Source organism: Candidatus Eremiobacterota bacterium, assembly GCA_031082125.1.
Lineage (GTDB): Bacteria > Vulcanimicrobiota > CADAWZ01 > CADAWZ01 > Ess09-12 > Ess09-12.
Window position 1 is genome coordinate 132149 of the sequence record JAVHLM010000002.1, and the last position, 12907, is coordinate 145055.

At 57.9% G+C, this 12907-nt stretch carries 7 protein-coding genes; 2 read left to right on the forward strand and 5 right to left on the reverse strand.

Annotated features, from left to right (window positions below; genetic code table 11):
- Window positions 1–19: 19 nt before the first annotated feature.
- From RDV48_02985 to RDV48_03005, 5 genes are all read right to left on the reverse strand, one after another.
- Window positions 20–4840: an MG2 domain-containing protein gene (locus tag RDV48_02985; GenBank protein MDQ7821740.1), complete on the reverse strand. Its 4821-nt coding sequence runs from the start codon at window positions 4838–4840 to the stop codon at window positions 20–22.
- Window positions 4841–4928: 88 nt separating this feature from the next.
- Window positions 4929–5606 carry a 50S ribosomal protein L25 gene (locus tag RDV48_02990; GenBank protein ID MDQ7821741.1) on the reverse strand — a complete coding sequence of 226 codons (678 nt, stop codon included), beginning with the start codon at window positions 5604–5606 and terminating at the stop codon, window positions 4929–4931.
- An 11-nt stretch (window positions 5607–5617) separates the two neighbouring features.
- A complete protein-coding gene (locus tag RDV48_02995; protein ID MDQ7821742.1) occupies window positions 5618–6562 on the reverse strand; it encodes a ribose-phosphate pyrophosphokinase in 945 nt (314 codons plus the stop codon).
- Window positions 6563–6856: 294 nt separating this feature from the next.
- Complete coding sequence (gene glmU / locus RDV48_03000; GenBank protein MDQ7821743.1) at window positions 6857–8209, reverse strand: bifunctional UDP-N-acetylglucosamine diphosphorylase/glucosamine-1-phosphate N-acetyltransferase GlmU; 1353 nt, start codon at window positions 8207–8209, stop codon at window positions 6857–6859.
- 28 nt (window positions 8210–8237) lie between these two features.
- Entirely contained in the window at window positions 8238–8462 is a 225-nt protein-coding gene (locus tag RDV48_03005; protein ID MDQ7821744.1) for a DUF4177 domain-containing protein, read from the reverse strand.
- A 188-nt stretch (window positions 8463–8650) separates the two neighbouring features.
- On the opposite strand from RDV48_03005, the gene RDV48_03010 reads away from it, so the two are divergent.
- A complete protein-coding gene (locus RDV48_03010) occupies window positions 8651–10645 on the forward strand; it encodes a helicase C-terminal domain-containing protein (GenBank protein ID MDQ7821745.1) in 1995 nt (664 codons plus the stop codon).
- Between the two features lie 13 nt (window positions 10646–10658).
- Window positions 10659–12905 (forward strand): hypothetical protein, encoded by a 2247-nt coding sequence (locus RDV48_03015; protein ID MDQ7821746.1) that lies wholly within the window; start codon window positions 10659–10661, stop codon window positions 12903–12905.
- Window positions 12906–12907: the final 2 nt, after the last annotated feature.

Below are 12907 nucleotides of genomic sequence, written 5' to 3' on the forward strand. Positions count from 1 at the left end.
GCCTCCCGGCGGGGATTCCTCAGCGCACGGTGAGCCTGATGCCGGGAGCGCTTGCTCCCCGCCAGGGATCCTTGTACTCATAGGCATAGGCGGCCTGCGTGGTGATTTCCACAGGGTAGAGAGCCTTGAGGCTGAGCGGGAAGGTAAGGGAGGTGCCCTTTTTTATGGCGCTGATATAGAGATAGAGGTATCCCGGTGTTGCCACTGAGGCCTCTATTTTCCCGGTGCGCTTCATCTGCTCCACCCCGCTGGGGAGCAGGGAAAAGCCGGGGGGGATGGGCAGCCTTATGACTACGAGGGGAATGTCGCTCTTTCCTCTGTTGGAGAGAGTAATTTTCTCCTCGACGCTGCTGCCGGGAGAGACAAGGCCTTTGTCGGCCCTGAGAGAGAGCTTGAGCCCCGCGGGGCTTTTGTTCCCGGCGTCCCTGGAATAGCTTGCCGAGACCTCGTAGAGGGCTCCTCCCGTATTCCTTGCAATGACATGGAGGTCGTTTTTCCCGTAAAGAATGCCCTCGGAGAAGTCCAGGATCTCCTCGCTGCCGCCGCCTGCCTGGCTCGTCATGGCCATGTTCTTCAGGATATGGCCGTTGAAAAGCACCGAGGCTTTCACCCTGGTACCCGCCCTGCCGGAAGGCTCGCCGGCAAGAAAGGTCTTCAATGCCTCGACTGTCGCGGAGGCGGAATGCCACGTACCTTCGGGGTCCCGGGCCTGCGCGAGGAAGGCGAGGGCTCCCGCAGAGCTTTCAGGGTGCGTTCCCTGGGCCATGAGCACCCGGGTGCAGAGAGCTGTTGTTTCTATGTCGGCATGGATGCCCGGCAGCGTTGAGAGCGTGCCGATACTGGTGCTCCAATAGCAGGCATTGCCGGATCTCTGGGCCTGTCGGTAAAGGCGCTCGGCGATATCCACGGGGAGTGTGCCCTCGGCAGCGGTGAGTGCCATGGCGAAAAGGGCAAGGGTAAGGGGATCGGCATTCTTTCTCAGGTCGGCCTTCAGGTGGCGCAGCCCCCTCTGGACCTTGCCATGCTTTCCCTTTCCTGCCTTCGCGAGTGCCATGATGACAAGTGCCGATGTGGAGGGATTGTTCTCCCATGAGCCGTCAGGTTTCTGGGAAGAGATGAGCCATCGGCAGGTCCTCTCACGGAGTTCATCGTCAATGGCATGGAATTCAGAGATATCGACAAGATCCGACAGAATCTGGGCAGAAAGCCACACAGACGGAGGCGACTCCCTGAAAAGGGCGAAGCCTCCTCCTTCGCGCTCAAAGGTGAGGAGCTTCTGATATCCCACTGAGAGCTCGTCATCGCAGAGCGTACGGTCCTGTTTTTCCCCGATCCGGGCAAGGTGCCTGAGCAGAAGGTATCTCGTTGAGGCCGATGCCCTCACCTCGTCACAGCTCTCCGACGGGAGGCTCCCGAGAACCATTGAGGCCCTCTCGATGAGGGCTCTGTTTCCCGGAAAAATTGAAAGGGAGCCCTGCATGGTGTGCGCCATGGCCTTATCGGGGATCTCAAGGGTGGCATGGAGGTCACCCTTGAGCCACCCGCTCCTGGTGAGATATTCCCTTGCACCTGGATTGAGGACCTCTATGGTCTTTCTGAGGGTCTGGGCGCTGGAGCCGGAACGCGCCGTGAGGGAGAAGCTCTGCTGGCCCTGCCGGGCTGCCAGGAATTCCATCATGATCTGCCTTTTTTCTCCGCCGTCAAGCACTGTCTTATAAGGCAGAGTCCCGGTGAGCTCAAGCCCTCCTCCCGCGGCGAGCTCGAGAAAGAGGCGGAGAGGCCTCGTGGTGCAGTTGGTAAAGGTTACAGGGAGTGAGATCCTGTCGCCGCAGGTAAGGAAAGGCGGCACCGGGGCATCAATGAAGAACTCCCTTGTGAGGGCAATCTCCCTGGAAGCGCTGCCCTGCTGCCCCTGCCGCGTATAGCCCCGCGCCTGGATGGTGAGATTCCCCGGGGCTTCAGGCAGGAAGAAAGAGAAATTTGCGTTTCCATACCTGTCGGTGGGCACTTCAGGACTGCAGGCAAAAGTAATGCCGCATGGGGTGACGGTCTCAGGAGGTTCTGCGGTTTTCATCGCCTCCGGGGTTTTTCTCCCTTCCTCTCCCTGCCCGGAAGGCTTCATGGCCTTGCCTGCCATGGCAAGGCTTGCCCTGTGACCCTTCACAATGCTGTCTGAATGGGCAAAGATGAGATACAGGGCGGCAAAAGCTGCACCTATGACGATAAGGGCGCTCCCGTGCCAGGCCAGGGAGCGGGCTCTGGATTTCCTGGGTCGTGCGAGATGGGAGAGCGTAGTGAAAAGGAGCAGGAAGGGCATGGCAAAGATGGTGAGAAGGGCGCAGAGGATGAAGGGGGCGTTGTCCTGAAGGACGGCTGCGGCGTTCCATTGCCTGAGAGAGCATATGAAAAGGAGTGAGATGGAGATGATGAGGGTCCCGGTGTACCACTCCATGAGATGGACAATGTGCTTCAGTGTGGCAAGGTTCCGCACGGACTCGAAGCGGGAGTCTCTCTTCAGCGTCATCAGGTATATGAACATGAGGAATATCTCCATTGCCATGAAGAGCTGGAATAGAGAGTTCCTGTGGAGGCTTACAAAGTCTGTTCCCGAAAAGAAGAGGAGCGCGCTCGCGAAGAGTGCGGGAGCAAGGAGGAGAAGATAGAACCCCACTATGAAGATGATGATGCCGGTGATCTCGTAGTTCTCCCTGAGGACAAGGCACTGGCCGGTGCCTTTTGCTTTATCGAGGCCATGGAGATAGGTGAGCACCAGGATTGCCAGGGTGCAGGCCACGAGGAAAATGAGCATGAGCCTCACCACGGCGGTGAAAAGTACCGAGAAATAACGGATTTTCCTGTCATAATTTGACCGGAGCGTGTTCTGAAGAAGGTTTTCCCTTTGAATTCCGTTATCCTGGGTGGTGCATAGTGAAAAGACCACGCGGGCCTTTTTCTGGAGGGACTCGCTGGAGAGGGCCCCGGTGCCCTGGGCCGTGGCCTGTGCCACCTCGTCTGCAAGGGCCATGGGACCGAAGCTCTGGGGTATCCTGAAGGGAAGGGCGGAAGGCCGTCCGTCCCTCTGATTCTTGAGGAGCATGGTGAGGGCGCCATACAGCGGCCTGCCTTCCCTGGTGCTGAGCCTCACCTTGACGCTTGCCCGTTCCCCCGGGTAAGAGGATTCCGTGTCGGGCTCAAGGTCAACCCTGAGCGGCTGGGAGGGGACGATGAAGATTGTCTGGCCAGCCTTCTCAATGGCGCCTTCAGAATCAATCCGGGTGGCTTCAATAGTGGCTATCCCTCTCAGGTGATGAGGGATGGCCAGGTCGCACGAGGCTTTCCCGTTTTTCACCCACATGGTGGCGCTCCGCTCCAGGTTGCCGCCGCTTGTGAGGTCCAGAAAGATTGTGCCTTCTTTGTCAAGAGCCTGCACATGGACCGGCACCTTTTCCCCGGCACGGAGCACGACGCGATCCGGTGAAAGGGTAAAGGTATGGGATGCCGCGGGAGATGAAGAGTCAAAGGGCACTTCGATGGTGGTTCCCCTGCTGTCTTCGACTCTCACTTCCGTGATGGTGCCGGCCTCTTCAATGGGATCATAGCTTATCACGGCGATACCCGATGAATCGGTGGTGAGTCTCTCTGTTCCGTGAGCCAGCTTTACGGTGAGCCTTGCTTTCACCGGCGCGCCGTCGGGGGAATAGCAGACGATGAAGAGCCTGTTTCTGAGGCCCGGCACCAGGAATCCCGATTCAGGAATAAAGGTGACGGCGCAGGGTTTCTCGCCGAGGGGAATCCTGCGCTGCACTGATCCCCTCCTGCCCTGGGGATCGGTGAAGGAGCAGCTCAGCACAAGAGCTCCCATGGCGCTTCCCAGGCCTTCGGGAGCGATGCGCTTCGGGAGCGTGATGCTGAAGGGAAAAGAGCCTGAAGAACCGGTGACTCCCTGGAGCTCACTCAGGGGGATGTGGGTTTTCTCCGATTCCATTCCGCACTTCAAGACCACGTCTCTTCCCCCTTCGGGGATACCGGGCGCGGTGGTGACCTCCACGACACCCTTTACCTGTTCCCCGGGAAGGTAGAAGGGGCGGTCGGTGGTGATTGTGGCCATGGTGGCGCATTCGGGGAAGGATCCCACGATGACGGAAGCCACACCTTCCGCGGGTTGAGCGGAAACTTTGATGGTATAGGTGCCCATGATCGTGGAATCCGCAAGGGTGAACACGCAGTGCACAATGCCGCATTGCGAGGCGACTCTCTTGATGAGGGCCACCCTTGTGCCCTTGGGATTCAGCACGGTGATCTCTGCAGGGCGGGATGCGAGGGGCTTCCATGTAGAGGAGTCATGGAGCGCCGCCTGTATAAAAATCCGCTCTCCTGGCCGGTAAGAGTCCTTGTCGGTAAATACTTCCACGGCAACGGGAACCGTGACGGGGATCTCTTTATGAAAACTGCTGGTTCCCTGGGGAGAGCGGATTACCGCCGCAAAGGTGAGCTCATTTTCCGCTACATCCTGGGGCACGGTGAAGGTCATAGTCGCAAGCCCTCTGGAGTCCGTTCTTCCCTCGGCAGAGGCTATTTTTTTTTTAAATTTTGTCTGGAGCACGAGAGAGACTGAGGCATTCTCGATGGGCCTGTTGCCGGAGTGCTCTCTTACGGCGACCCTTCCCTCATAGGAAAGCCCCGGGTTCACCTGAGAAGGGAAAAAAAGAAAGGCCTCCTGGTCGCCGGAAAGGTAGCTGGAAAAGGTGATGAAAAGCGAGTAAAGGATAAACAGGACAAAGCCAAAAGCCCCAAGGACTCTTGCCCCTCTGCTGAGGCTTGCAAGACCATGCTGGTTCATTGAATGTCTGCTTTCCTCTACTGACACATAATAACCAGGGATCTGCTGGTTATTATGATGTGTCAGGTATGCCGTGGTATCCCGGTGATTATTTTCCCTTCTCTTTCTCTTCCTTGCCCTTCTTGATGACCTCGGGCTGGGAAGCCGATCCTGCCGGGGCCGCCACCGCTGCAGCCGGGACCTCCCCTTCGGGAGTCTCCTCAGCGCGCGGTGCATGGACTACTGCCACAATCTCCCCGGGATCGTTGGTGATAGTGATATTTTCATCCTTCGGGATATCCTTGATGGTGAATTCGTCGCCTATGTCAAGGTGGGAGACATCAATGACAATATTCTGCGGTATGTTGAGAGGCAGGGTCTCGATCTCGACGTTCCAGAGCACATGCTCCATGACGCCGCCCTTCTTGGCTCCCTTGGGATCGCCTTCAAAGTGGAGGGGGATGGTGGCCGTCACCTTGGTATCGAGGGAAATCTTGTGGAAGTCCACATGGAAAATCCTGATGCCCAGGGGGTCCCTCTGCACTTCCGATATCATTGACAGATGGGTGTTTCCGCCATTTCCCGCTATTTTCAGCTCAACGAGGGCGTTGTAGCCCGCTCCGATTGCCACCATCTTCCTGAACTCCTTGTCCGGGATCTCAAGCGCGACAGGAGAGGTTTCCTTCCCATAGAGCACCGCAGGGATATATCCTGTTCTCCTGATTTTCTTGCAGTATTCCTTGCCGGTTTTTTCTCGAAGTCTTGCTTCAAGCAGTACTTGTTTCATTGGGTCCTCCTCTAGTCAAAGAGCTTGCTTACTGAGAGATTATAAAAAATCCTTCTGATGGTCTCACCCAGAAGGGGAGCCACCGAAAGGGCGGTAAACTTGCCACGCTGCGCATCAGGGGGTATGGGGATCGTGTCGGCCACGACGACCTCTTCAATGTCGGAGCTCTCAATGTCCTTGATGGCATTCCCCGCGAGAAGGGGATGGGTGGCGCAGGCATAGACCTTCTTGATCCCGTGTTTCTTCAGGGTTTTGACACCTTCTATCATGGTGCCTCCCGTGGAGATCATGTCGTCAATAATGATGGCGGTCTTTCCCCTCACATCGCCTACAAGGTCGATGGCCTCGGCCTGATCGGGCTTGAGCCTCCTCTTGAAGATGATGGCAAGCGATGCCTGGAGTTTGTCGGCAAAAGTCCTCGCGCGGGCCACGCCTCCCGCGTCGGGCGACACGATGACGAAGTCGCCGTTGAAGAAATTCCTCTTCTTGTAATAGTTTACAAGGATGGGAAGAAACATGAGGTTGTCAACGGGGATGTCAAAGAAGCCCTGGATGGCGGCGGCATGAAGGTCTATGGTGATGACCCTGTCAACGCCGGCGACGCAGATGAGGTTGGCCACGAGCTTTGCAGAGATGGGCTCCCTCCCTGACGTCTTCTTCTCCTGCTTGGCGTAACCATAATAAGGCACCACTGCGGTCAATGTCTTGGCTGATGCCCTCTTGACGGCGTCGATCATAAGCAGGAGCTCCATGAGGCTGTCATTCACGTTGCCGCACGTGGGCTGCACAATATAGACATCCTTGCCTCTCACGTTCTCGTTGATTTTTACCCGCGTCTCGCCGTTGGTGAAAGTGGTGACGAGAGCCTTGCTGAGGGGAAGCTGGAGATACTGGCATATGTCATAGGCAAGCTGAGGGTGGGAGTTTCCCGTGAAAATATTCACGTTGCTCCCCACGAGGGAATATTCATCCCGTTCCTCTTTTTCGGCGATGTTGAGAAGCTTCTTTTCTTCCTGGAGCATCGTAAGATTTCTCCCTGTCTGTCTTGCGTCCGGCTCTCCCGCCTTTTCGATAAGCCCTCTCATGGTAACCTCCCTCTCGGCAAAAGTCAAGAAGTCACTCAAAAGGTATGGGTGTGAGACTCTTCCTTCCCCCGCCAGCAGGTCACCCTATTATATCGTATGAGGAAATGGTTTGCAAGGGAAATTGAAAAGAGATTCTCCCTCGAGGCCAGGAATCCTCTCTCATGCTTAATGGTCTATAATTTTTTTGATTACCGCGGGGATGCCCACGGCGAGGCCGTAATCGGGCACATCTTTTGTCACGACGGCCCCGGCTCCCGTCACGGCGTGCTTTCCCACTCTTACGGGCGCCACCAGATTGGTGTTGGAGCCTATGTGGGCCCCGTCCTCAATGAAGGTGGGATTCTTTCTCACCCCGTCATAATTGCACGTGATGGTCCCCGCACCTATGTTGACGCCTTCGCCGAGGGTGGCGTCTCCCACGTAGGAGAGGTGGGGAACCTTGGTGCCCTTGCCGATGACGGATTTCTTCAGCTCCACGAAGTCCCCGATCTTCACCTTTTTCCCGATGACATTGTCGGGCCTTATATAGGCAAAGGGTCCCACCTGAGTCTCCTCGTCGATTGTTGACTCCATCACGATGGAGTGCATGATGGTCACCCTTGAGGCTATTGTGGCGCCGCTCACCCTCGTGGAAGGCCCGATGTGGCATTCCTCGCCGATGACGGTGTTCCCCTCCAGGATGGTGTAGGGGTAAATCACGGTGTCCGTCCCGATTTTCACGGTGCTGTCGATATGGCACGACAAGGGATCGATAATGGTGACGCCCTCGAGCATGAGGCGCTCCATGGTCCTTCTTCTCATCACCTGGTAGATGGCCTGGAGGTCTATCCGGGAGTTTATCCCCCGCGAGGCCTCGGGATCGGGGCAGAGATGGCCATGGACGGCGAGTCCCTCTGTTCTAGTGAGGTACACGGTGTCGGTGAGGTAAAGCTCCTTCTGCACGTTAGGCAGGCCAATGCGGGGAAGGACTTTCCTGAGGTGGTCCGCGTCAAAAAGGTAGATGGAGAGGTTCACCTCGTTGAGAGAGCGCTCGTAAGGGGTGGCATCCCTGTATTCCACGATCTTCTCGATGGCTTCCTTATCATCGCGGACGATGCGCCCGAAATCGGTTTCCCAGGGCACTCTGGCGGTGAGAAGGGAGAGGGGAGCGCCATCTTCGAGATGGGAAGCGAGAAAATTGGCCAGTATCTCGTTTGAGATGAGGGGCATGTCGCCGCAGAGGACAAGGACGTTTCCCTTGAAATCCTTGAGGTGCGGCATCACCTGCTGCACGGCGTGGCCCGTTCCGAGAAGGGGCTCCTGGTGCACGAAGGTGACCTCTTTCCCGATATGCTCCGTGACCTGTTCCATGCCGTAGCCCACGACCATATAGGTCTGTGATGCTCCCATGGGCTTCACCGCGTCAAGCACATAATCTATGACTGGCTTCCCTGCAAGGAGGTGGAGCACTTTCGGAGTCCTGGTCTTCATGCGCTTGCTTTTCCCCGCGGCAAGAATTATGACGGCAAGTTCCTTCATGGCAGTCTCCTTTCCTGATGACAGGATATCAATAGACGGGCCGCTTGAAAACAGTCCAGGTTGCGGGAGGGGCAGCGCCCTCCCTGGTTATCTCTCTCTGTTCTATTGCCACGAGCTCCCAGCCTTTCTCGCCGAGCTCGTCAAGGTGCCTTTCAAGATCAGCGGTGAAGAGCATCACCTTGTATTCCCATTTCTGGAGAGCCCGGGGAAGGTCAGGGAGCCCGGGAGCTTCCTGTTTTTTGTGCTGTTTCATGGGATGGTCCTCCCTGTGTATTTTATCTAAAACATGTGCCGTGATCCCCGGAACATTCTCGCAAAAGTGCCGTCGTTCCTTCAGCATGTGCCAAGACGTCATGTATTTTTCAAAGGGTTCGGCGAGGGAAGAAGGAATTGGGGGGAGCGGCATGAAAAGAGAGGGGGTTCCTGTGAAAGGATTACTCCATGGAATGTGATGATATTTTTGGCGCCCACGGCCTTCTCTCGCGCCATGTCCGCGGTTTTGAAGCCCGTCCCCAGCAGGCCGCCATGGCCAGGGCAATAGACGAAGCCATAAGGCATGAGCGCCCCCTGATCGTCGAGGCAGGGACCGGCGTGGGGAAGTCTTTTGCCTATCTTATACCTTTCATTGTATGGGCAGTGGAGCAGAAGAAGAGGGTCGTGGTCTCCACCTATACGAGGGCCCTCCAGTACCAGCTTGTCGAGAAGGATCTCCCCTTTCTCGAGGGCGCCCTGGGAATCCCTTTCCGCTACGCCCTCTGCGTGGGGGGGCAGAATTACCTCTGCCGGAGAAGGTTTCTCCAGGCCCTCTCTCAGGACCTTTATGAATCAAGAGAGGAAGGCCGCCAGATGCAGGCCCTGGTGTCGTGGGAGAAGGAGACCTCCACGGGCCTCAGGGGTGAGCTTCCCTTTGAGCCCCTGTTCTCCCTCTGGTCCAGGGTGAGCCGTGAATCGGATCTCTGCTTCAGGAACCGCTGCCCTTTCGCCCCGCAGTGCTTTTTCATGGAAGCCCGGAGGATGCTCTCTGCAACCCATGTGATAGTGGTGAACCATCACCTTCTCTTTTCGCACCTCGCGGCCGGTGAGCGGATTCTGCCTCCCTATGACGCCGTCGTCCTTGATGAGGGCCACACCGTAGAAGAGGTGGCCGTGTGCCATATGGGCACCGAGATCGCCACCACAAAGGTCAAGCACCTGCTGGATACCCTTTTCCCCCTTAAGGGCCACAAGGGATTTCTCTCCCGCGTCGAGGGGGAGGCTCCTGCCGCCGCCGGGGCGCTCAGGGAGCTCAGGGAGCTCGTCACGGCCCTCAGGGTAAAGTGCGACATTTTTTTTGACGAGGTGCTGAGGCTCCACCGGGGGGCAAAATTTCCGTACCGTCTCAAAACACCGCAATGGACGGAGAACCTGGCAGGCGGGGCGCTGCGGGATCTTGCAAAAGGCCTTGGGAAGCTTTCCGAGGAGCTCCAGAACGAGGAGGACTCCCTGGAAGCCGCTGCACTTAATAAAAGGGCAAGGGAGATGGCAAGGACGCTTGACGACATGATAGAACTTGGCGAGGCGGGGAGGGTGTACTGGCTTGACGTCGAGGAGCGCGGAGGCCCGAGAAGGGTGTCGCTCCACTCCTCGAAGGTTGACGTGGCCGGCACGCTCCAGGGCTTTCTCTTTGACGGATCCCTCCCCGTGATCATTACCTCGGCGACCCTCTCCACCGACGGTACCTTCCAGTATATCAAGGAGCGCCTTGGAATCGACGAGGTGGCAGGCCTGCTCCTGGATTCCCCCTTTGACTTCCGAAGGAGCACCCTCCTTTATGTGGCCCGCGATCTGCCCGACCCGGTGAGGAATACGCTGCAGTTTGAGGAGAAGGGGAGGGAGCGCATTGCCGACCTGCTCCGCCTCTCAGGGGGGCGGGCTTTTGTGCTCTTCACAAGCTTCCGGTACATGGATGAGACCTACCAGTGGCTTTTTGACGCCCTTCCCGGCTTTTCCCTGATGAAGCAGGGAGAAATGCCTCCCTACAGGCTCCTCGAGGCGTTCCGTGAGAGGGAGCGTGCGGTGCTCCTTGGCACCAACTCATTCTGGCAGGGCGTGGATATACCGGGAAGGGCCCTCCAGACCGTGATAATCACCAAGCTTCCCTTCGCGGTACCCGATGATCCCCTCACGGAGGCCAGGATAGAGTCACTCAAGGAGAGGGAGATCGATCCCTTCACCCATTACCAGGTGCCCCAGGCAATCATATGGCTCAAGCAGGGGTTCGGGAGGCTGATTCGGAGCGCCGCCGATACAGGGATGGTGGCCATTCTTGATCCCCGCGTGGCTACGCGCTCCTATGGGAGGAGGTTCATGTCCTCCCTTCCCCGCTGCCGCATGGCCTTCCACCCCGGGGAAGTGAAGGATTTCTTCGCCAGGGCGGAAGCGGACCCGCGAAGGTGAGCAGGAAAAAACCATGAATGTTCGTCGTTTCGGTGATGTTTTAAAAACTCCCCTGCCGGTGGCCCTTATTGCGCTCCTCCTTATGCTCTCCCCTTCCACCGGGGCCATGGCCCGGTCCCGGACCGATGCCACTGCGGCGGGAAGCGCCTATGCTCATGAACTTCTCATCGGGGGGAAACCCCTTGAGGCCCCTCCTTATCGCGCCTATCTCAAGCAGAGAAGCTTTCAGCCGGCCTTTCTTGAGGCCCCTCCCGGTGAGGGTCTTTCACGGTACGGCCTTCAAAGGGATTTCAGCGCCGGGGATTCCTGCAGGGGGGCATGGAGGGTGGCCGGCACACCGGCCGCCTGTTATATCGATGACGGTGCCGTAGCCTGCAGGGAAAGGCTTCCTGCTCCATCGGGCCAGGGAATTTACCGCTACAGGTGGGTCTTCTCATCTCCCGGCGGCGCCTCTGCTACAGTGGAATGGGAATACCGCGTTCTCTCGCCCTGTTATGCGCGGCTTCTCTCCCGCGTGAACGGCGGCGCCTTCAGGGCTCACTACGGAGGCGACGCCGTGGCATGGCTCGATCTTACCTCAGGCTTTCTCCCTGTCTTGCTGGCGGAGTCAGCAGATGATGAAAGCCTTGAAAAGACAGTGGCAGGCACCTGGAGCATCACCAGGGACCATGAAGGCCTCCATGAGAAGGCAGGGGCCTTCGACCTGAGAATGCTCGCGGTCAGGGAGTTATCGCTGTCCCCCCCGGAGAGGGGTCTCTCCTCTTTCTCCCTTTCCCCGGTGAAGGTCACTGCCGAGGTTCGGGCCCTCCCTGAAAAAAGCTCCCTTTTCCCCGCTGGCTGGTGCCCTGACACGGTTTCCTGGCGTTTTGCCTCGTTCCGACGGAGGAATGAGGGAGCCTTTATTGTCCGCGGCGCCCAGGGCAGGAGCATCCGAGAAGGGGGAGCCATCACCATCACATACGAGTGGGACGGAAAGGGATTCGACTCACTCTGGGCCGAGGGAGGCACTTACCGCCTCATGCTTCAGGCAAGGGCTGTCACAGGTGACGGGCAGGTCAGGAGCCAGCTCAAGGGCATTCACGCGGTGAGACCCTATGAGCCGGCCCTCATCGTGAGGAATGAAAGGGGAGAAATCATTGCCGATTCCAGGGAGGAGAGCCGCGCCGATGCGAAGCCACCGGCACCGCAATGCGCCGGGGATGAGAGTGCTGATTTTGAGCCGGCGGGAGGCGGCATAGAAAGGGATCCTTCCCTTTCCTCCGGGAGCACTGCCTCGCGGATTTCCATGAAAAGCCTCCGTGACGGACAGAAGTTCCTGGTGACGGCCCAGGGATTCTCACCGGCTGCGGGAGAGGCGCGCCTTGTCATCACCTCGATGCTTCCCGGAAGGGAGGCGCTTGTCATTCCGCTTGGGAAGGGAGAGCGGAGGGACGTGATGGTGAAGGCCACTTCCGATCCTGCTCCCGGAGCGCTCCTTATCGGCAGGAAAGCCGGCGAAAGCAGGGCTTTTGCTCTCATGGACCTTACGTATCCAGAAGACTCCCTGGCCCTGAAGGGTGAGCTCCTGGCACAGGGATGGGTTTCGAGGGGCGAGTTATTCTGGGACAGCGCAAAAATGCGGGACAAGACCAGGTTTGCCAGGGATTTCCTGAGGGCCTGCGGCTTCGAGACGCTTCTTTTCACCTGTGACGGCCTCCCTGAGGTGAGGGCGGTGCTCCATGTAAAAAACCAGGCCGACCTCTTCTATTACAGCGGCCATGGCTGGGGGAACGGCTTTATTTACATTGACGGGGGATATTTGCACCCTGCCGAGGAGATCGAAGACGGCGACTGGGATGACGGTCTGAAGATGGTGATTTTCTCTTCCTGCTCAGTGCTTGATATCCAGAATTATAACAGGAGAAGCTTCACGGCGATGGGAAAGAGAGCATTTTCTCCGGGCATCGCATGGGCACAGGCAGCAGGGCCCCATGTGGCTCTGCTGGGCTACAACTGGAGCACCCATGAGGGTATTCCCCCGGGGGCTTTTGATACAAGGGTCGTGAGGCGCTTTTTTAAGCTGCTGCCCCTCCACGGTGCCCCGGTCGCCTGGATATATGCGAACATCCTGGAAGGCGATGCCGTAGCTCCCTGCGCCATCCATGAGGACAGGTATTACTTCATCAATGCTTCGTCGCAGCGGATCGTCGTGGTGCCCAGGGAATACTGGAACTCGGCCCGTCTTCCCCGGGGCCTCCCGCAGGTCCCCTGGCCCCGCTGAGG